Annotated in this window: 21 protein-coding genes; 11 read left to right on the top strand and 10 right to left on the bottom strand. The window is 47.5% G+C overall.

Annotated features, from left to right (window positions below; all coding sequences use genetic code 11):
• The first annotated feature begins 62 nt into the window (after window positions 1-62).
• The 5 genes from D328_RS0116810 to D328_RS0116790 all read left to right on the top strand — a co-directional run bounded on the left by D328_RS0116810 (window position 63) and on the right by D328_RS0116790 (window position 3,325).
• A complete protein-coding gene (locus D328_RS0116810; RefSeq protein ID WP_018886192.1) occupies window positions 63-1,295 on the top strand; it encodes a hypothetical protein in 1,233 nt (410 codons plus the stop codon).
• 216 nt (window positions 1,296-1,511) lie between these two features.
• Window positions 1,512-2,126 (top strand): flavin reductase family protein, encoded by a 615-nt coding sequence (locus tag D328_RS0116805; RefSeq protein ID WP_026281232.1) that lies wholly within the window; start codon window positions 1,512-1,514, stop codon window positions 2,124-2,126.
• Between the two features lie 294 nt (window positions 2,127-2,420).
• Window positions 2,421-2,570, top strand: coding sequence for a 50S ribosomal protein L33 (gene rpmG, locus D328_RS30715; protein WP_081625296.1), 150 nt, complete (start codon window positions 2,421-2,423; stop codon window positions 2,568-2,570).
• Window positions 2,571-2,607: 37 nt separating this feature from the next.
• Window positions 2,608-2,877 (top strand): 30S ribosomal protein S14, encoded by a 270-nt coding sequence (rpsN, locus tag D328_RS0116795; protein WP_018886189.1) that lies wholly within the window; start codon window positions 2,608-2,610, stop codon window positions 2,875-2,877.
• 109 nt (window positions 2,878-2,986) lie between these two features.
• Entirely contained in the window at window positions 2,987-3,325 is a 339-nt protein-coding gene (locus D328_RS0116790) for a DUF3024 domain-containing protein (protein WP_018886188.1), read from the top strand.
• A 606-nt stretch (window positions 3,326-3,931) separates the two neighbouring features.
• Here D328_RS0116790 and D328_RS0116775 read toward each other — a convergent pair.
• The 3 genes from D328_RS0116775 to D328_RS0116765 are packed head-to-tail and all read right to left on the bottom strand — an operon-like array spanning window position 3,932 to window position 6,912.
• Window positions 3,932-5,230 carry an opine metallophore biosynthesis dehydrogenase gene (locus tag D328_RS0116775; protein WP_018886186.1) on the bottom strand — a complete coding sequence of 433 codons (1,299 nt, stop codon included), beginning with the start codon at window positions 5,228-5,230 and terminating at the stop codon, window positions 3,932-3,934.
• Entirely contained in the window at window positions 5,227-6,045 is an 819-nt protein-coding gene (locus tag D328_RS0116770; protein ID WP_018886185.1) for a class I SAM-dependent methyltransferase, read from the bottom strand. Before D328_RS0116770 ends, D328_RS0116775 begins: the two co-directional genes overlap by 4 nt.
• 30 nt (window positions 6,046-6,075) lie before the next feature.
• The gene (locus tag D328_RS0116765) at window positions 6,076-6,912 is read right to left on the bottom strand and encodes a hypothetical protein (RefSeq protein ID WP_018886184.1); all 837 of its coding nucleotides are present in this window, start codon (window positions 6,910-6,912) and stop codon (window positions 6,076-6,078) included.
• Window positions 6,913-7,256: 344 nt separating this feature from the next.
• Between D328_RS0116765 and cntA the strand changes: the two genes are divergently transcribed.
• The 6 genes from cntA to cntE are packed head-to-tail and all read left to right on the top strand — an operon-like array spanning window position 7,257 to window position 13,539.
• On the top strand, window positions 7,257-8,864 hold the full coding sequence (cntA, locus tag D328_RS0116760) for a staphylopine-dependent metal ABC transporter substrate-binding lipoprotein (protein ID WP_018886183.1): 1,608 nt from the start codon (window positions 7,257-7,259) through the stop codon (window positions 8,862-8,864).
• 47 nt (window positions 8,865-8,911) lie between these two features.
• Window positions 8,912-9,844, top strand: coding sequence for a nickel/cobalt ABC transporter permease (gene opp1B / locus D328_RS0116755; protein ID WP_018886182.1), 933 nt, complete (start codon window positions 8,912-8,914; stop codon window positions 9,842-9,844).
• Window positions 9,845-10,738 (top strand): staphylopine uptake ABC transporter permease subunit CntC, encoded by an 894-nt coding sequence (gene cntC, locus D328_RS0116750; protein WP_018886181.1) that lies wholly within the window; start codon window positions 9,845-9,847, stop codon window positions 10,736-10,738.
• A gap of 4 nt (window positions 10,739-10,742) precedes the next feature.
• Window positions 10,743-11,570: a staphylopine uptake ABC transporter ATP-binding protein CntD gene (gene cntD / locus D328_RS0116745; RefSeq protein ID WP_018886180.1), complete on the top strand. Its 828-nt coding sequence runs from the start codon at window positions 10,743-10,745 to the stop codon at window positions 11,568-11,570.
• Window positions 11,557-12,294: an ABC transporter ATP-binding protein gene (locus D328_RS0116740; RefSeq protein ID WP_018886179.1), complete on the top strand. Its 738-nt coding sequence runs from the start codon at window positions 11,557-11,559 to the stop codon at window positions 12,292-12,294. The genes cntD and D328_RS0116740 overlap by 14 nt, the downstream gene beginning before the upstream one ends.
• 51 nt (window positions 12,295-12,345) lie before the next feature.
• Window positions 12,346-13,539: a staphylopine family metallophore export MFS transporter CntE gene (cntE, locus tag D328_RS0116735; RefSeq protein WP_018886178.1), complete on the top strand. Its 1,194-nt coding sequence runs from the start codon at window positions 12,346-12,348 to the stop codon at window positions 13,537-13,539.
• Window positions 13,540-13,629: 90 nt separating this feature from the next.
• Here cntE and D328_RS31580 read toward each other — a convergent pair whose 3' ends face one another.
• The 7 genes from D328_RS31580 to D328_RS0116700 all read right to left on the bottom strand — a co-directional run bounded on the left by D328_RS31580 (window position 13,630) and on the right by D328_RS0116700 (window position 21,040).
• Entirely contained in the window at window positions 13,630-15,246 is a 1,617-nt protein-coding gene (locus tag D328_RS31580; RefSeq protein WP_018886177.1) for a hypothetical protein, read from the bottom strand.
• On the bottom strand, window positions 15,221-15,748 hold the full coding sequence (locus D328_RS0116725; protein WP_018886176.1) for an RNA polymerase sigma factor: 528 nt from the start codon (window positions 15,746-15,748) through the stop codon (window positions 15,221-15,223). The genes D328_RS31580 and D328_RS0116725 overlap by 26 nt, the downstream gene beginning before the upstream one ends.
• A 408-nt stretch (window positions 15,749-16,156) precedes the next feature.
• The gene (locus tag D328_RS0116720) at window positions 16,157-16,801 is read right to left on the bottom strand and encodes a methylthioribulose 1-phosphate dehydratase (RefSeq protein ID WP_018886175.1); all 645 of its coding nucleotides are present in this window, start codon (window positions 16,799-16,801) and stop codon (window positions 16,157-16,159) included.
• A gap of 1 nt (window position 16,802) precedes the next feature.
• Window positions 16,803-17,480 (bottom strand): 2-hydroxy-3-keto-5-methylthiopentenyl-1-phosphate phosphatase, encoded by a 678-nt coding sequence (locus D328_RS0116715; protein WP_018886174.1) that lies wholly within the window; start codon window positions 17,478-17,480, stop codon window positions 16,803-16,805.
• Complete coding sequence (locus tag D328_RS0116710) at window positions 17,477-18,688, bottom strand: 2,3-diketo-5-methylthiopentyl-1-phosphate enolase (RefSeq protein ID WP_018886173.1); 1,212 nt, start codon at window positions 18,686-18,688, stop codon at window positions 17,477-17,479. Before D328_RS0116710 ends, D328_RS0116715 begins: the two co-directional genes overlap by 4 nt.
• Entirely contained in the window at window positions 18,685-19,551 is an 867-nt protein-coding gene (proC, locus tag D328_RS0116705) for a pyrroline-5-carboxylate reductase (RefSeq protein WP_018886172.1), read from the bottom strand. Before proC ends, D328_RS0116710 begins: the two co-directional genes overlap by 4 nt.
• 211 nt (window positions 19,552-19,762) lie before the next feature.
• On the bottom strand, window positions 19,763-21,040 hold the full coding sequence (locus D328_RS0116700; RefSeq protein WP_018886171.1) for a glutamate-5-semialdehyde dehydrogenase: 1,278 nt from the start codon (window positions 21,038-21,040) through the stop codon (window positions 19,763-19,765).
• Window positions 21,041-21,102 lie beyond the last annotated feature (62 nt).

The following is a 21,102-nucleotide window of genomic DNA, read 5'->3' as shown; positions in this document are numbered from 1 at the left end:
GCCATAATGCAGGGATATGAACATGAGCAGGGTTATGAACATGAATAAGGAGGAATATCGCAATGCCAACGCCAGAGCGTAGCCGCTTGCTAGCATTTTTGTTGAATGTGATTCCTGGGTTAGGTTTTTTATATTGGAATCGTAGATTGGCTGCTTTTATCTATTTTTGTCTGATCGTATCAGGCATGGGGGGCGGTGTCTTCCTGTCCTTGGTATCAGGGTCACAGGATTATTTTATAGTAGCACTGGTAGGACTGTTCTTATTATGGTGCCTCTGCATGCTACATATGCTAATTGTGCTATTGACCTACAAGCCAGAGAGCGCTATGAATCAGCATATACCCTACTATGGGGCACCATATCCTGTAGGTGCTGGTTCAGAGTATGGTCCTCATATAGCGGATGAGATGCGGCACACAGCAAGTGATCAAGAGAGAGTTCAAGGCGCGCGGCCCGTACCATTGTCCTCATCTTACCCGCATAACCACCGCGGGATGGACCATGAGCGTCTAATTACGATTTTGCTGTCATTCGTACCTGGTCTGGGTCATTTTCATCTCGGCCTGATGCAAAGAGGCTTGTCCTTTCTGCTGGCATTCTTTGGGCTGGGAGCCATGCTGCTATTTATTGATAGTCTGATGGCTTATACCGATGGTTTTCTGGCTTTTCTGGTATTGATGCCGGTAATCTGGCTGTATTCGATGTTTGATGCGGTCAAGCTGGTCCATATGAAGCTAAGCGGGGAAGTATTGAACGATCAGACGGTGTTTGAGGATTTGAATCAGGGCCGCCGTGATGGTAAGCGTAGCAAGATTCTTGCCATGATCCTATCCGTGCTGCCAGGAGCAGGACATATGTACCTAGGTCTGCAAAAGCGTGGTCTGCATCTTATGGTGCTGTTTCTGGGCGGAATTTACGTGCTGGATGTCCTGCGATTGTCCGTTTTCCTGTTCCTCATCCCGATCGTATGGTGCTATAGCTTCTTTGATAGCTTGCAGTTGATTAGTCGATATGGGAGTGAGAAGCTAGAAGATCGGCCCATATTCGAAGGTTGGCAGTTGTATCGGCACTGGATTGGTGCAAGTCTCTTGTTACTTGGGCTGTATTATATCCTGACAAATGCAGTTGTTCCTTCCCTCGACATACGCTTTCCCGAATGGAGACTATCGGATCGCATCGACAGGCATTTGAAGACCCTTATCGTCTCAATCTTGCTCATAGTTGGTGGAATCAAGCTGTTACAGAAGCAGAGCGGCGGCTCTACGGATAAGCCTCGCCGCACGTCCAGTCGATAGAGCGACAGTACTTGACCGTTGTTCGCATCAAGCGAGTATGTGAGATTAAAATGGGGCAGAAGGGCATGATCCCTAAGCTATCTCTCGACAAACACTCTTCGGCTACTCGTAAGTCACTCGTCAACATCGTGCAATATCCAATCGAATTGTGGTATGTTACACTGTGGATAATGCTCGTACAACAAGTGGATTGAACGAAGGAGAGATACGATGTCGATGATTACGATTGATCCGGTCACATTGACCGATCGTGAAAATTATAAGCTACTTACAGGAAGCATCATCCCAAGGCCCGTAGCCTGGGTGACAACGCTCTCCAGCACGGGTGTGGTGAATGCTGCTCCATTCAGCTATTTCTCTATCGTCTCCTCAGATCCGCCACTCATCTCTGTCTCTGTTCAGCGAGTGCAGGGGGTGTCCAAGGATACGGCTAGAAACGCAATAGAGCGCGGAGAATGGGTCGTCCACATCACTGACGAGGACAATGTGGAGGCTGCTAACCGCACAGCCGCGCCGCTGCAGCCCGACGAGAGCGAGGTAGAGGCAGCGGGTCTGGAGACGATTCCAAGCAGTGCCATTCAGGTACCGGGGCTCAAGCAGGCCAAAATTCGAATGGAATGTGTCCTGGAGCAGGCTATTGCGCTTGGAGGCACGCCGGAGCTACCAGCCTGTGATCTCCTGATCGGTCGCGTGGTACAGTATCACTTGTCCACGGACGTCTATGAGAACACCTACATTCAGGCCAAAGCGCTGGCGCCCGTCAGTCGTTTGGCTGGCAATGCATATGCCAAGCTGGGAGAGACATTTTCGCTGGACCGCCCTGTAAAGTGATAATGCAGCATTCCCATTACCATGAGATAAATCTAGACACCTTCAAGAACTACTTCCATATCGTAAGATGTGGAGGACAGCTTGGAGGTGTTTTTGTGTCGGCCACAAGACTGAGTATCTCATTGCACCAAAATGAAGGCCAGTGCAATGAGAAGGGCGGGTATTTCTGTGAGTTTATGATGGAGGAACCGTGTGTTCAGTGGGTCGGCACTAATGGAGAGATTGACAAAGAGGAAAAGGAATAGTACGATTAATTAATCGTAATAATTACTAATAAAGTAAAGGGGTATTAAAATGAGAGTTGTGATTACCTTGGCTTGCACCGAAACTGGCGACCGCAATTACACGACCACCAAAAACAAGAGGAATCATCCTGAGCGCATGGAGTTGCGCAAATATTGTCCGCGACTAAAAAAATACACGCTACATCGTGAAACGCGTTAATGAATGAGATTAGATCAGTTATAAAGGAGGAATAAAAATGGCTAAGAAATCGAAGATTGTTAAAGAGCAGAAACGACAAGCTCTGGTTCAAAAGTATGCCGAAAAACGCAAAGAATTGAAGGCAAAGGGAGACTTTACAGCTTTACAAAAACTGCCACGCGACTCGTCACCAACCCGTCAACACAATCGTTGCTCGGTAACGGGGCGACCAAGAGGGTATATTAGCAAATTCAAGGTGTCGCGTATTGTATTTCGCAGGCTGGCTCACCAAGGACAAATTCCCGGCGTGAAGAAGTCGAGTTGGTAAAGGCTCCCCACTAGTGCTACCTTCATTCCCAAATAACGCTATGATAGAACTATTTGGGAATGAACGTTGATGCGCAAGTGGAAAAATTGCTTAATATGAGGTGATGGTCGTGGATCTATTTACGGCCCGAAGAATTGAAGCGATTTTAGATGGCTACATTGAAGTTAAAGTTCCTCCAGAGGTTCGTTCCTCTGTACGATTAAAGTATGAGTGGGATGAGGGAAAACTAACTTTATTTGAGGAACGATCGTATTCTAACGGGCGAGAATGGATCAGATCAGCTATCGTACAGTTTCGTATGGAATTAAAAAAATGGACCGTGTACATAAAAACTGCGAACCATGACTGGGAAGTGTTCAGATCTATTAGGCCTGATCCTGATTTTGAGCAGCAGTTGGAGAAGGTTGAACTTGATCGTGAGGGGATCTTTTGGGTAGAGGAGGACTGAGCCTGTTGACATACTTGATAAATAAGAACGAAGAGGAGAAGGTGCTTAGCCTCCATTCCGAAAGATTATGGCACAGGAGAGAGAGGGAGCTTACGAGCTGGTTAGAATCTACCAGGCCTAGAAGGCGGGCTAAGCAAACCGTATTACTCGGAAATATGGAAGTTGATACGGAGATGTTTCTCACACTCGTCTCGCTCAAGAAGTTGCATATTCACACCGAATTCTCTTGCGCAGGAGTTAGCCCACTCGATGAACCAGAAGACCATTCACTGTATGCGTACATAACGCTGTTAGCATCAGAGAAAAGCGATGATTTCGTGCAATTTGCCATGAGGCGAATGAGGCATCGACTACTAGTAACGTTCGAGCCCTCATGACATCGGTATGACTTGTCTTCCTTTTTTATCGGGCATAATCGATCTTTCTGTCTTCTCTTGCAGTATTGTGCTGAGGCGTATACGCTGCTTGAACAGGAGCGAACAGTAGACTGTTCTTAATGGAGTTACTTTTTATAAATGGAAAATGCATAGCGAATAGCCAGGGAGATGAGCTACTCATTCCCTGGCTATTCGCATTACACCAATCCCTCTACACTCAAGCCTTATTCTAATTCGATAGTGGCAACTCCATGCAAATTCTCTTTATATCTTCTTCGAAAGACTTCGGTATGAAGTCGTCAGATAGCGGATATTCCTTCAGTAATCGACTAGATTTCACTAGATATTGCTCATAGCGCTCAATGAATGTATCGACAGTTGGACATGGCACGTTAGCGCCTCGGGCGATACCTTGAATGATTTTAATTCGATAATAGTCTTCCTTTGGCATGCGTGGAATATCCCAGGCGCCATCGTGGTTTACAAAGACAGGCCGAATGGGAACGGCCGAGAAATCGAAGTATTTACCGTGTTGGTCGGGCTCTGAGTATGGATCGATAAGTAGCGATGCATAGCGGACGTAAAGCAAGTATTGCTGATGGATGGAATCAAGCTCCGCAAATTGATCAATCTCCTGTCGTGAGAGGCTTTCTGGTCGGACCGGATAGTTATCGTCAACCATAAAACGCAGCAGATTGATTTCTTTCAGATTTAGTTTCTGGGAAAGAACTGAAATTTCTTTCCATTGGAGAAGCATCTCATGGATGAGAGTCGGTGTGATGGGCCCTTCCGGGAATAGCTTGTATACGTATTTTGAAGTATCAGATGGGTTGAAAATAGTATCAAGAGAAAAAGGGTTCATAAATAATGGACAGTGAACGTACAAGGAGATGTTGTGTGCCTCCGCTTCAAGTGCTGAATTCGCTCCGATCAGCTCGATACCTGCTTGGGCGTATAGATTCAGGAATGCTTTTACGAATTGGGAGGCCTGCGTAGAGGACCCTGCATAGACCCTACGCTTGACTGCTGTGGTCAGCACATGCCCAGGAGGCTTGTCTGCCATGAGACGCGTATCTCCAATGTAAGTGGAAAAACTGACGACCTCAGCGTTACAGCGTTGCTCCTTCAGATACTGACGGATAAGTGCATTGGACCCAAATGTCGGGGACAGAAGCACCACACAACGCAAGTTATCCAGAAGCTCGGGCTGGAGCTGTGCTAGCACCGGTATATAGGCATCCGCGGTCACAGTCAACAGCAACGTATCCCAGGGACCTTTCACATTTTTGTATCCGTAAAAAAATTCATCCACCTGATCTTTACCAGTGAGTGCTTCCAGCTTGACACTACTTACTTCGACGACAAGTTGTCCATTACTTTCTCGCAACGCTTCGAATAGAGGGGCGGAACGAACAGAGTGTCTCCCCGCAATACCAACATGGCTCTTGCACCAGCGCTTGAATAATATGGCTAGTTGTATGGCTGCAGGCCCTGTTCCTGCCACAAGGACATTACCAAAGAGATTCATGAACGTGCACCTCCAACGGGATTCAATGTCACTATCTTAGTATATAGAGCCACGTCGAATATGCGCCCAGGCTGAGCCACCTTATCGGCGAGCTTCCATTTCTGTGAATCTGTTTCTTCCATGGGATAGTTAAAGAGGCTTTTCAGATCGTCTCCATACCTCATGGCTACGACAACATGAGGAGAAGTGACATCATGCAGCCAATCAAGTAAGGCATATTTGACGGATACGGTTGAACTGAAAATGATGTGTGTAACCATATGGATATCCTCCAAGCTTTCCAATGACAGATGCTCTAGTCGAATTCGTAGGCCGGGCCCCAGCCGCTCAATGACCTTCCTGCCTAAATCAACTGCTTCAGCATCTAGGTCGATTCCAATAACTTCAGCTCCTATTTGTTTGGCTATCAGTAGTGGCGTCATCGGAAAGGAGCCTGATCCAACCAGCAACACTCTGGAATCGGCAGATACATCAAAGCAGCCAAACTCATTTTTGATAGAGCTCTCGATATGATGAAAGTAGTCGTTCCTGTCATCAGCGTCATGAAGTAGCTTAAGGGCTCGATATTTCTCCATGATGGCTACGCAGCGAGCTGATGTATCTCGTAATTGGTTTACGATCTCTCGAAGCTCAGTTCTATTTTGCTCTCCGAGCTCTCTCCAAAGTCGTTGGTTAGATTCATCAATAATAAAGGCGGAATAGTCATCAATGGTCTGTTGAAGCTCCAGACTGTGTCTTAGGGTCCCGTCATATTTCGCAGCAGCCAGCTCAAATTGATCCCGGAATTGAATAAGTGGACGGAAGATTTGATCCATTACAATCCATTACCTCCTCAGAAATGAATGTTAATTAGCGATATTGACGTAGGTTTTACCTTGGGCAACAATGTCGACCTTGCTTTTAATGTGGACACTTTTGATGCTTTTCTCATGCCAGCATACGTTCGTATGAATGATGCCGCCAGGCTGAAGCACTGGGATATCAATGGATTTACGTGTGCTCCACGCTAGGTAACATCCAAGTGATGCTGTACCTGAGCCACAGCCTTGCTCCCAGATAAGACTATCAAGGGCAGGGACAAAAATGAGTGGTTTTAGCTCATGCGTTGAAGGACGATACAGCATAACGCCTACTAAATCTGCCCCTGTAACGATACCTGCAAGCCTTGCCAAACGTTCGGCAGCTGGAGCATCTAATTCGAATTGCTCAAGGTCGATCAAGAGGTGGAAGGAATCAGCATATCGAACGATACCAGCTTCAAGATGGAGACCTTCAAAAGCGAAGGAGGAGCACTCTACTATTTTGGGAATAGGTGTGCTTGCCTCGCACTGGTATCCGCTGGATAGTTTTTCTACCTGACATGTAACTGGCCGTAATGAGCCCGAAGTCTCCAGCATGACCTCTACTCTTTCACCTGGAAGCAACATTCTCGCTGATGCCAGCTGTGCTCCTAAGGCCAAGCAAGCATTTCCACAAAATTCACCTCCTGCCATCTGAAGCTTGGCGGCACAGCCATGATGTGCAGAGCCCTCAACATAACCTACTTGTTCGGCGTAGAGGTGACCGTAACTCATTAATTGGGAGGCAATAGGAGCAAGCTGCACTGGGGGCAACTCACTTACGACGAGAATTGTCATATTATCAGCGGTGTTGCATTTAACAAATTCAATCTCCAACTTCATCCGGCGAACCTCCCGACATCGTGTGGAACGACCACGCATTGAATCAAATAGTAATTTTTACTATTAAGTTCGCTAATATCATAGTAATATATTGGAAAATCGTCAACTGTTTTTTAAGATAATAGAATTTATAAGTTTTCAGCGGAGCTGAACAATTCGATTATCGTAAGAAAAACTCCTACTAAACGCGGTCTGTCTTCTGTGAAAGTACGTCGATAGTGTTGTTCTTAAAATTTCAAAATCGAACAAAAATGAATTGACAAATGATAATAGTTATTATTACAATCAAGGAGTTGGTTAATAGTAATTATTACTATTTATATAAAAGGGGAGTGTCAATTTTAATGAAGAGAAATAGATTGGCTATGCTGTTAGCATCCATGCTGCTTATAGCGTTTTTAGTTGGATGTGGTGAGGGTAGGAAGAACAGTGAGGGAATTGAGGAGAAGGCAGCTGAGCTGACTTTTGCCACCGCAAAAGATATTAACGATATGAATCCGCACTTGTATCCTGGCTTGATGGCAGCACAAGGAATGGTGTATGAATCGCTTGTGGAGAATACTGCAGATGGGATCAAGCCTTTACTTGCTGAATCATGGGAAATATCAGATGACGGTAAAGTATACACCTTTCACTTGAGACAAGGCGTAAAGTTCCATGATGGAGAGCCTTTTAATGCCGAAGCTGTTAAGCAAAACATTGAAGCCGTCCAGCGGAACGCAGACAAGCACGCTTGGGTCAAGCTATCTACCAAGCTGGATCAAGTTGCTGTCATTGATGAGCATACTGTTCAGCTAACTTTGAAGGAAGGATACTATCCGACGTTGCTTGAGTTATCAATGACACGCCCATACGTTTTTCTCTCACCAAAGGATTTCCTTAACGGAGAGACAAAAGATGGCGTAGCGGGATATCACGGTACGGGTCCCTATAAGCTTGTTGAGCATGTGACGGAACAATTTGCTCGTTTCTCGGCGAATCAAGAATACTGGGGTGGAGCGCCAAAGCTGAAGACGATTACAGCCAAGGTACTACCTGCAGGAGAGACGACATTACTGGCTTTGCAGAAAGGCGAGGTTAATTTTGTCTTCACGGATGACCGAGGTACCGATAGCGTTGCTGTGGATGCGATGCAGCGTCTTGTCGATTCGGGAGCTTATCAAATCGTTCGTAGCGAGCCGATGAACACGAAAATGATTGTGGCCAACAGTAGTCATAAGGATAGTCCAATCCATGAAAAAGCGGTACGGGAAGCCATATGGCACCTTATTGACCGCGAGACGATCGCACGCACCATATTCAGTGGCACGGAAACTCCCGCAGATACATTGTTCTCATCCAATGTTAATTATGCAGATATTGGGCTTCCAAAGAGAGAATACGATCCCGATAAGGCTGCTGCGCTTTTGACAGAGGCAGGCTGGGGGAATATGAGTGGAGCAGAATTAAGAATGAAGGACGGCAAGCCATTGTCCATGAAGCTGTATTACGATATTAACTCATCCTCGCAAAAGGCGCAGTCGGAGCTGCTACAGAGTGAAGCACTCAAAATCGGTATGAATCTGGAACTGTTCGGGGAAGAGTCGACTTCCATTGCAAACCGGAGATCGACGGGCGAGTATGATCTTCTATTTAATCAGACTTGGGGCCTCGCTTATGATCCGCAAAGTACGATTACTGCATTTGCAGCGGAATCATCCTATCGCTATACGACGAGTGGTATTCCACAGGCGGAGGAATTGTATCGACAAATTGATGAGGTCATGATCTCTTCGGATGAGGAGACAAGGAAACAGCTCTATAAGGATATTCTTACGACTGTCCATGAAGAAGCCGTGTTTATTCCGCTCACCAACGGGAGCGTTACGGTAGTTGCGCCTTCGGAGTTGCAAGGGATTTCTTTCAAGCAAACACAATTTGAACTTCCTTTTGAGAAATTCAGCTTTAAATAAGCTGCAGCTGTAGAGCATACATGAATGTGAGGTGAAAATCAGGAATTATGGCTGAATATATCGTTAAACGCATAGCCGTTGCATTTCCATTGCTTGTGGTCATTTCATTTCTAACGTTCTTGCTTAATCAATTATCACCAATGGATCCGGTTGAGGTCGTTCTACATGCACAAGGCGTGCCGACAATAACCGAAGAGCTGATTGCGAAGACAAGAACGGAACTTGGAATGGATCGTCCGTTTCTAGTGCAATATTGGGATTGGCTGCAAAATTGTCTGCAACTGGATTTCGGCAACTCTTACGTAACGGGCAAGCCAGTGTGGTCGTTGCTGGGCCCAGCATTATTTAACACGCTACAGCTAACCATCGTATCTTCGCTCATCATTATTATCTTATCACTTGGACTTGGTGTGGCATGTGCCTTAAGGGAAGGTAAATGGCTGGATTTTTCAGTGAGGGGTCTCTCCTTCCTGCTTACATCTATGCCAGCTTATTGGTTGGCCTCACTCATGATATGGTATTTTGCTGTTAAGCTTGACTTATTGCCTACGAATGGAATGGAATCCTATAGCAGCTTTATTTTGCCAGTTGCAGTGATCGTCATCGGCTACGCAGGTATCTACTTCCGCACGATTCGGAGTTCCATGCTCAGCAATCTCAATGAAGATTACGTTTTGTATGGTAGAGCCAACGGATTGTCGGAGTACCGCATAACCCTGCAAGTGCTACGGAACTCATTACAGGTTGCGGTGTCCGTGTTTGGTCTCGCGATTCCGGTCATATTGGGCAGCACTGTTGTTGTCGAGAATATTTTTGCCTGGCCTGGTCTGGGTACGCTCACTGTCAATTCGATACTTGGTAGAGATTTTCCGATCATCCAAGCGTATGTGCTGATACTTGCTGTTGCTTTTGTGCTGTTCAATACAGTGTCAGACTTGATTAATGCCGTAATGAATCCTCAGCTAAGGAGGGAGTTCTAAATGAAGCTGCTTGTACGATTAATGAAGGACAGGCTAGCGGCTCTCTCGCTTGTTTTCATAGGAGCCACGCTGCTTATAGGGGCATGTGCACCGTTCATAGCTCCACATGCGCCTAACGAGGTAAATATGGATCTGCGATTCGCTGGAGCATCTTGGCAGTATTGGCTAGGTAACGATCATCTGGGTCGGTGCATTCTTTCGCGCCTGATCTATGGCATACGTCCTAGCGTGCTGTGGGTACTCGCTGCCCTTGCCGCCTCAGCAAGTATTGGTATCATCATCGGATTTGTCGCAGGTTACTTCAAGGGAAGAACAGATGCTTTATTGATGCGGGTATGTGATATCATGCTTTCGTTCCCAGGCTATGTCATGACACTTGCGATCATCGGCATGATGGGAGCCGGGCTAACTAATATCTTAGTGGCATTTGTGCTGATGAAATGGGCTTGGTTTGCACGCGTTATTCGAACTTCAGTCATGCAATTTGCCGACGCCGATTATATTAAGTTTGCTAAAGTCATGGGTTCAGGCAACTTTCGTATTATGGTTCGACATATTGCACCCGTGGCATTGCCGGATATTGCTGTGATTGCCAGTAGCGCATTTGGATCCATGATATTGCAAATATCAGGACTGTCCTTTCTAGGCCTAGGTATTCAGGCTCCTCATGCGGAGTGGGGCATGATGATGAATGAAGCTAGAGCAGTTATGTTCATTCGTCCTGAGTTGATGGTTGCTCCAGGCGTAGCCATTATCCTTGTCGTGTCAGCGGTTAACTTTCTTTCGGATTCTCTGCAGAAAGCGCTTGATCCGAAGCTGATGACGGGAGGAAGGCATATTAAAGTGCGATCGGGCGGGATCTTAGCAGGATTGCAAAAGAAAGAGGTGGCCTGATTCTATGACAACTGTGCTTGAGGTCGAGCATTTGAAAATATGGGATGACAGAACGGGACAAGTGCTCGTTCCCGACAGTTCTTTCCGCCTCGTCCAGGGGCAATGCTTGGCTATTGTCGGGGAGAGTGGCAGTGGAAAATCACTGACATGCAAGGCGCTGACAAGACTTAATCGACCCGGAATTCGCCAGTCGGGACGGATTGTACTGAATGGAGTTGATTTGTCGGAACTTTCTACGAAGGAATTACGCCAATACAGGGGAAGAAGGCTTTGTATGATCATGCAGAATGGCATGAGTGCATTTGATCCTTCCAGATCGATTGGAGCCTATCTGTTCGAGATCCTGTCCGTCCATTTTAATTGGCGGCGTAGCGAGATGGTGAACAGCATTGCCGTTGCCATGTCAAGTGTGGGCCTTAAGGAGCCGAGTGTGGTTATGCGTCGCTATCCGCATGAATTGTCAGGAGGGATGCTTCAGCGGGTGATGATCGCTCTTGCCATTGTGCTTGAGCCTGATGTCATCATTGCCGATGAGCCAACGACGGCACTGGATGCTGTAACGGCTTACGAAGTTGTGGAGCAGTTCGTGCGGCTTCGTGTACGATTCGGCAGCTCGATGATTTTTGTATCACATGATCTAGGCGTGGTTAGACGGATTGCAGATGACGTGATGGTGATGAAAGACGGGGAGATTGTGGAGCAGGGCTCAGTAGAAGATATTTTTGCTGGAGCGGGCCATCCATATACCCGTTACCTTGTGTCCTCCAAGAAGGCGCTTAATCTGCATTACAACCAATTGATGGGGGGAGGTGCAGAGCATGCTAAAGGTTAAGAATGTGAATAAATCATATCGGCAGAACGGTCTGTTACGCAGAACGCAACATCAGGTGCTATTTGATATGAACCTCGAATGGGAAAAAGGCGAATGCCTTGGCATCATTGGTGAAAGTGGTAGCGGAAAATCCACACTTGGGAGATTGCTGCTTGGTATCGAAAAGCCGGATAACGGCATGATCTCTTTTGGGGGTAAATCTGTTACAGATCGCAGAACAAGGCGTGGAGCCATCAGCGCTGTCTTTCAGGATTATACCTCTTCCATGAACCCCTTTTACACGGTAAAGCAAGTGCTACTTGAGCCTTTGAGCATTACGGGGAGCTCTCTACAGTCTGAAGATATGGGTAAGGTGCTACATCAAGTTGGATTAGATGATTCTTACCTGGCCAAATTCCCGCATGAGTTATCCGGTGGTGAGGCGCAGCGAGTATGTATTGCAAGAGCAATCATCACCGAACCGGAATGTATTCTACTCGACGAAGCTATAAGCTCCCTGGATGGTTCAGTCCAAATGCAGGTATTGGAATTGCTGAAGCGTTTAAGGGAGACCTATGCGATGGGATATATCTTCATCACCCATGATATTCAGGCCGCTGCTTACCTATGTGATCGTATCATGATTATCCGCAATGGTCGAATCGAAGAGGTGGTCGCAACCTCTGAATTGAAGCATGTCCAGTCTCTGTACGCCAAAGAGCTTTTGCGAAAGGTACTGGCATGACGTATAGTTATTTCCCACTGTAATGGTATCGATAAGGAAGGGGACCTTGTAGTGAAGGGAGCACTATCATTACCGTTTCTACGACTTTATTTGCTGACACTGTTGTACTTCAGCGCCAATTCAATCCTGAATGTGATCATACCTTTAAAAGGTGATTCCTTAGGCGCTACCAATACAACAATAGGAATTGTTATGGGAGCGTATTTGCTGACAACCATGGTCTTTCGACCTTGGGCAGGCCAAGTGATTCAGCGCTATGGGCCGATTAAGGTACTGCGCGTCATCTTAGTCATTAATGGTCTAGCTCTGCTCATTTATACCTTTGCGGGTCTTGGAGGATATTTCTTTGCTCGGGTACTGCAAGGAGTATGTACTGCCTTTTTCTCCATGTCGCTACAGCTTGGAATCATAGAAGAGTTACCGGAAAAAGAACGTTCTGAAGGCATATCCATGTATTCACTGTGTGCGTCCATGCCTGGAGTTTTTGGACCGTTGCTCGCGGTAGGTATGTGGAGGGTAGAGAACATAGACTACTTTGCAATGGCGATGATTAGCATAGCTGTACTTACTGGGATCACGGGTTTTAGTACCAAGGTTGGACCAAAGGAAGCCGAACTGGCTAAGAAAGAACAGAGCTTAGGAACGGGGATGCTGTCGTCCTATAGCCAATTGATCAAAAATCCTCATTTGTTTCGATGCAGTGTTATCATGTTTACTGCTTCTCTTGTATTTGGGGCGGTAACCACTTTTATACCGCTATATGCGGGGCAAATTCATAAAGGTAGTGCGGCGATCTTCCTTATGCTTCAGGCAGGAACCATTGTAATTACTCGATTTGTCCTAAGGAAAAAGATTCCATCGGACGGAAAATGGCATTCATCTTTTATGATGGGAATCATGCTGATTCTTGCCATAGGTGTAGAATGTATAAGCCTTTCAAACATCGCGGGTGCTTTATTGTTTTATGTGGGTGCGTTCTTTTTAGGGGTGGCTCAAGCCCTGATCTATCCAACCTTAACTACATATTTGAGTTTCGTGTTACCTCAAGTGAATCGAAATATTTTAATAGGCTTATTTATTGCAATGGCTGATTTAGGTGTGTCCATGGGTGGAGTGCTCCTGGGACCGATAGCAGACTTGTTCTCTTATTCTACGATGTACTTGATCTGTTCCATTTTAGCTGCGTTTATGCTTGTTTTTGCCTTTAAGTGCCGTGGGCCTTCAGACGAGTCTATTTTGTCGTAAGTTCGTAAGAAAAGGGATAAAGAATCAGGTACGTCCTCACGGTGAGGACAAGATCCTGATTCTTTATCGTTAAGCTACACTATTGACTGCCTAATTATATTTAAGGTCTAATTCCGTATCCCGGCTTGGGTCGCTGTATCTGTAGATTCCAGGGTTCAATTCAATTTTCTCGTCCAATGGCACATTTTTGTAGTGATCTATGAATATTTCAGCAGGTACCATGCCTCTAGGAAGGATCTCAGGCACTACTTCTGTACCTTCTATGCGTAACGTAGTCTGACTAACCCTCTTGAAGCTAGGAGAATGGGAGGAGGACTCCACAATCAATTCCTCGCCATCAATGTAGTACGCAAATTGAATTTCAATGCCGTCCACATCTATTGTAGTGAACTGTTTTTCTGCCGTCGGCGTGTTCAGCGTAGCCCAATTCTTTGAGGTATCCCGTTTCTCAATGACAGCGTCCTTCAATTGAAGCTGCATAGGAACAGCCGACCAATCCTTGTACCATTCTGGGGATTCAAATTGTAATATATGCTGATTGCTTCCGGAACCCCCCCTTACAATCGAGCCGGTGATGATTCTATCACCTATAACCAACTGAGCCGTGTTATAATGCACGATTCCTTTCTTTAGCGAATCCTCTTGGTCTATATGGATTTGTATATTTAGTGGTGTAACTACTAGCTCCTTTAAAGTAAGACCTGTCTTTGCCAGGAATTCAGGGCTAGTCTGTAGCTTCTTCGTATACATAGCCTCACTTGCTTTTTTACCATCTGCCTCAAAATCAAATGTCCAAGTCCCGGCAATCCGGCGCGCTTCTTCTATAAAAGTAAAACGAACATCCGAGCGCTTCCACTCTGCTTCGGATAGCTCGAATACTTGCTCGATATATACGTCCGATCCTGTGTTAGGCATATAGGTGGGGATGGCCGTCTTCTCCTGACCGTCCATTCCTACAACCAACTGAGGGGCACCTCGTCCTGAGTCAGATGGCTCCGCAGCAACCTTATATCGAATGACCGTCTGGCTAGAGGTATGCCGGATTGACTCGACCTGAATAGTAGGGTACTGCGTGGCACCCGTATGGAACGTATCCCCAGACTGTGGTCGGGCTTGTAAAGGAATCTCCCGCTCAACATAGAATACGAGATTCTGTGCTTCGAACCGATAGTCTCTTGTATCATCCTGTAGTGTATCGGGTGCTTCATAGATACCAATCAGCTTTTTACTGTCAGGGTCGTAATATAAAGAATCAGTTACCTTGGTCTTGTCACTGGATTGGCTAGTTAAGGTATTGCTCTCGGTGGAAAATCCAGTGTAAGAGGTCAGCTCATCAGGAGTATCCAAGGATACGAGCATTTTCATTTTGTCTCCATCCGTTACAACCCCGTTCAAATGCATGGTAACTCCTGAACTTGACGACTCAAGATCATATTGCTGTCCAACCCCATGATTTAAGGCATTGGTTACGCTACGACCGCCAATTTTATCCCAATTGATCGCTACACCAGCGAATGCTGGGATGGCAATAAGTAGAGCACAAGAAAATACCAGACTGACTGGAACAAGCTTTCCACGCTGAGGGCGGGCTGCTGGATCGGTATTTGGGTTTTGTTGTCGCTTGTATGCTGCTTTTTCTATGGCTGCCCACATCAGATCGTAATCCGGCTGAGGCACTTGTTCATCCTTTTTGGTAAATGGACTCATTCGTAATCATCTCCTTTAGTTGGGAATCAGCCATACGATTCAGCAATTTCAGACCTTTGAATAACCTTGATTTTACGGTTCCTTCGGGTATATTCATGACCTGGGAAATCTCTGGCACGGTCAATTCATTCAAATATCGCAGAATGACGACCATTCTGAGCTTATCCGGCAGTTGACTGTATAAGCCTTGAAGTGCTTGCTTGGTTTCTCTATGCTCCAGTTGATCCTCCACTTGATTGGAATGCTGAGTTCTGGAGAGCAAATAGTTGCGAATCTCCTTCATCCAGCCCGTTTGGCGCCTTTTCATAACACGGTTACACTCATTGGCCGCAATACGCAGAATCCATGATTTCATATTTCGCACGTTTGTTCGATCAGCCAGAATGACTTTTATGAAGACCTCCTGGGATACATCCTCTGCATCTGCCTGATTTTTCAACAAATAGTAGCAGAAATAATATACATGCTCTTTGTACATCTCAAAAATTTCTCGATCATTCATGCTGCTGCACCCCCTTTTTTGCAATGTTCAGTAATAAGACCTACAACGAGACGTAACCGTTCATTCTCTTGATCAGTCAGAAGGAGTCTATAAGCTCTCTGAGAAGTGGTTAGTCGATCCATAAGTTGGGTGAGGGAGTAGGAGAGAGTACCTATGAGTACTGTAGGAGCAGAAGCTAGAATTAGTAAAGATAGCCTCGGACAAAGTAGTAAGTATATGTATTAAGCTAGAGAGAGTGCGTGGTTCAGAGTGAACTGAGCACAAAGAGCACAGCAAGCTAGATACAGGGCTATAAAGCTATATAGAAAGGGGCTATAAAGCTAAAATTCTGCATCATGAAAATAACCCGCCGAGAGCATGTTGAGCACATGGCCTCTCGGCGGGCTGGGTATTATGGAGCTTGATGACTTACTTTTCAAGTAGTAGACGGCGATAAGCAATCTCAAAGAGGAACTCGAAGGCCTCCAAATGCTTCTTCGCTTCAAAGGCATCACGCCCCCAGGCATAGATACCGTGATTGCGTAGCAGGATGCCAGGGATGGCAGCGTGCAGGACATCCGGCACCAGGCGTGCAATAGAAGGGATGTCCGCATAGTTAGGGAGCACAGGAATTTGAATGGCTGCGTTCTCCTCCCAGATGTTAAAAGCTTTGATGAGTTCGATCCCTTGTACAGGAACATGGCCCTGCTCCCCATAGTATTCGGAGATCAGGTTGTTGAAGATTGTGTGTACGTGGAACACAGCGCCGCAGCCCGTCAGACGGTAGATTTCACAATGAATCAGTGTCTCCGCACTAGGCTTCAGACCCGTGTTCTCTGCTGGTTTGCCATTCTGATCTACGATCAGGAAATCCTCTGGTGTACGCTTGGATTTGTCTTTGCCACTGGCAGTGACTGCGAAATGGAAACTCTCGGGTGAGAACTCACCTACACGCATAGACAGATTGCCGCTGGTGCCAGGGAACCAGTTGCGTGCAGCGAACAGATCCTTGATATCCGCCAGTTCTCCAAGCACACGATTTTTGTCCTCAGCCGGAACATTAGATAGACTCATATTACAGCACTCCCTGCTCAAGCTTAGTTGTCAGATCATTCACGATCTCATGGAACGTCTCGAAAGGAACATGGGGAACACCAAGCTCCTGACATTTGGTCGTCAATATTGAACGTGAATAGACGAGATCGGCTATTTTGGCTCCTTCAAAATCAGTCAGGCTATCTCCAATAAGAATACGCGTGTAGTGCTCCTGCGGATAACGTCGCATGACTGTTGTCTTGCACATGCCACAGCCGTTCTCGCATGGTGGCTGGCAGGTGTGCGGCCAGACAATCTCAATGCCTTCCTTCGTAAAATCCGCACTATTACAGTAGATATGATCGGCCGGAATATCGAACGGCGCAAGCAGCGGCTGAATGAAGAAATCCATTCCGCCACTCGTCACGAAAAATTCAATATCCTGACTGCGAATATATTGCAGGAACGTGTCAAATCCCTCACGGATGCCTGCCTGACCCAGCACGAAATCAATGACCTCATCCTTGCGAGAGGAGGGGATAAGTGCGAACATGGCACTTACCCCTTCGAGCAGCGTGATGCGACGATCCAGAATATCCTGCATGATCGGCTCGTAGCCAGGAGGACTGAAATGCTTCATGATCGCAACAATATTGTCGCTCATGGTAATGGTGCCGTCAAAATCACAGAAAATGACTGGCTTGCGCTTAAGGCTCAACGCTCTCCCCCCCATAGCTCAAGAGCAGCCTTCAGCTCTGGATGTGACTCTGCATAATCCGCGAGCGAGATCGACTGCCCAGCAGCTGCGATCGCTTGAACAAAGGCTTGTCCACCAGCCTCCGTGCCCATCGGATGTCCATGAATGCCACCGCCGGCATTCACGACCACATCCGTACCAAAGTCACGAAGAATCAGAGGCACCAGGCCTGGATGGATCCCGGCAGAGGGAACAGGTAGGCTTGGCTGCAAAGGCAAGTCCGTACGAACCAATTCATCCCGAATAGCCATATTCTCATCACGTGGCATGGTCACTGAACCATACGGAGATGGGAACAAGACCAGATCCGCGCCCGCAAGTCGCATCAGCTGACCAAGCAGGACGGAGGGCGAGATGCCGTAGTGAGGTGAAGGGTACATAGCCCCCGCCAACGCTGGATGTGCAGCAATGGGTATTCGAATGTCCGGATCGGCACTTAGCTCTTGCAGTGCGTCATAGCCATAGGACAGCACATTGAAGAGCAGGGCATTCGCACCAGCATCAATGGCCTTGAGAGCCTGCTTGCGCAGCTGGGAGGTCGGACCGGTCAAATTCACAGCGTACAGCAGCTTTTTACCCGTCTCCTTGCGAGCCTCTTCCGCAGCCTGGATACAAGCCTCTACACGCTTCTCAATCGGCGTCAGCTCATTCTCGAACAAGATCTCATCATCCTTGATCAGATCCACTCCACCAAGGGCCTGCTTGTAGAACTGCTCACGCAGCTCAGGCAGATCGAGGCCAATCACGGATTTGAAAATACTCATCAACAAGGGACGATCATGGACACCGAGCTCATTGCGCAATCCGGAGATTCCGAACTTGGGTCCCCGGAAGGCCGACAGGAACGCATCCGAGAAAGCAAGGTTCGTAAGCTTAATGCGGCCATCCATTGAAATTTTGCCAAAAACAGTGACCAGCAGCGCTGGAATGTCTCGACTGAAGTTGATATCAGGATAGGCAATGGTCATATCTGCATAACGCTGCCCTGGTCCTTCATCGTGGATATCGACGCTTATGACTTCACCCAGATGCTGCTTCATAGCCTCGCGACGTGCTTGGGGTAGCTCGGTCCAGCTGCCGACAGTCATGCCGACTGCGATGGACTGAGCCTTCTTGTTAAAATCTGTGTGGTCGTCGTATACCCGGTACGTAGCTTGGCAATAGCTCATTCATGCACCTCCAGCTCGGCACCCATTTCACGAGAGCGCTCGGCACAGCGGTTCACCGCTGCAATGACATTTTCGAAGAAATCCCCCTCATCCAATGCATGAAGTGCCGCTACGGTAGAGCCATTGGGCGACATAATCTTGGTACGAAGAGCAGAAGGCTCCTCACCAGTCTGCTGAACCATGCGTGCTGCGCCAAGCACCGTCTGCACCGTCAGGTCCTGGCATTGCTGTGGAGAGAGTCCGCCACGAATTCCTGCGGCGATCATCGCCTCCATCAGGTAGTAGACATAGGCTGGGCCGCTACCCGAGATCCCGGTCAGAATTTCCATTTTGTCCTCAGGGATTACGCTGACGGTACCTACGGACTCGAACATCATCATGACCTGGCTGCGCTGGTCATCGGTAATCTCCTTGGAGAAGGTAATGCCAGTGGCGCCCAGTCCGATCGAGCTGGAGGTGTTCGGCATCGTTCGCGCAATCGCCTGCTTGCGTCCGAGCAAGGCCTGAATCGTGCGAATGGAGAGACCCGCTATAACCGAGATTACGAGCTGATGCTCAGAAAGCAGTGGGCCCAGATGCTGCAACGATGCGCGAGCATCCTTAGGCTTCATTGCCAGTACAATCACTGGACTGGTGCGCAGGAGCTCATCCTTTGCCTGCTCATCGCCAACGGTCTCTACACCATATCGCTCCTGTAGCTCTGCCAAACGTTTGGCATTGCTGCGATTCATCATGGTAATGTCCGAGGGACGAATAACGGAGCGGCTGATCATGCCGCGTACCAGTGATTCTGCTAATGATCCAGCGCCCATAAAGGCGACTTTACTGTCAATGAGTGGTTTAATGGAAGATGCTTCACACATGATTGGTGGTACCCCCTGCCTAAATTTTGAAAATAGTGCTGCATCCTTCGATTGTAATGGCTATCCATGCAATAGTACAGTCCAATAGGAGAATGGAATCAGGTCCAGAGAACAAATTCGGCAACTGATCTTCACTTACTATCGTGAAAAGCTGTATGACGGAGATCGAGGCCGCACATATGAAACATGCAGCATCTATTCTTCGTACTTGTTATTCGCGAATTTGCCCGTTGCCATGAACAATGAATTTGGTTGATGTCAACGCTGGCAGTCCCATAGGTCCGCGTGCATGCAGCTTCTGTGTACTGATGCCTATCTCGGCACCGAATCCGAATTCAAAGCCATCGGTGAAACGAGTAGAAGCATTATGATAGACCGCAGCAGCATCTACCTCTTGCAGGAAGCGCTCCGCCATCGCCGTATCCGCAGTAACTATACATTCGGAGTGCATGGTACCGAATCGTGCGATATGCTCTAGTGCCTCATCTAATGAAGAGACAACCTTCACATTCAAAATATAATCGTTATACTCGGTAGCGTAATCCTCATCGGTAGCTGTACGGGCATTCGGGACAAACTGTCTTGTCTGTTCACAGCCGCGCAATTCTACACCCGCATCGACGAACTGTTGTGCTAGCGCTCCGAGGTGAGATGCAGCATAGTCACGGTGCACCAGCAGTGTCTCCATGGAGTTGCATACGGATGGGCGCTGTACCTTCGCGTTCAAGGCAATGCTGGCAGCCAGCTCAACAGGAGCCGTGGCATCCAGATACGTGTGGCAGACGCCAGCACCAGTCTCGATTGCAGGTACCTTGGAATTTTGCACGACATTATCAATCAGTGCTTTGCCCCCGCGCGGGATAATGACATCCAGCACGCCTGTCAGCTTGAGCATCTCATCAACCGAGGAGCGGTTAGGGTCCTCGATAAGCTGTAAAGCCTCAGGCGGAACAGCCGTCGAGGCAAGTGCCGTATGCATAATCTCAACAATCTTCCGGTTGGAGGATAGAGCGGAGGAGCCACCACGCAAGACGACAGCGTTACCGGTCTTCAGACATAATCCGGCAGCATCCACCGTTACATTCGGACGGGCTTCATAGATGATGCCGATGACCCCGAGTGGTACGCGGATTTTGCGAATATGCAGGCCGTTCGGACGCTCGAACTCATCCATTGCTTCCCCTACAGGATCTGGCAATGCCGCAATCTGTCTCAGCCCTTCTGCGATGCCCTCGATCCGGCTCTCCGTCAGCTTAAGACGGTCGAGAAGGGACTCTGAGGTGCCATTCTGGCGTCCGCGCTCCAGATCTTCCTGGTTGGCGACAATCAGCACCTCATGCTCCCGCACAAGTGCGTCTGCCATAGCTAATAGAGCCTGATTTTTCTGCTCTGTTGTCAACAGGTTCAAGGTCGCTGTAGTGCTTTTTGCCAGCCGCGATTTGTGCAATACTTCACTCTTGGTAACTTCACTGCCTAATACATCGGTCATCTTGTAATCCTCCTTATATTTGTATAATTAGCAGGCCATTGCGACCTAATCCATACTTCATT

The sequence above is a fragment of the Paenibacillus massiliensis 2301065 = DSM 16942 genome (assembly GCF_000377505.1).
GTDB classification, from domain to species: domain Bacteria; phylum Bacillota; class Bacilli; order Paenibacillales; family Paenibacillaceae; genus Paenibacillus; species Paenibacillus massiliensis.
Note: the sequence above shows the minus strand (reverse complement) of the source record. Positions and strands in the feature narration are given on the sequence as shown.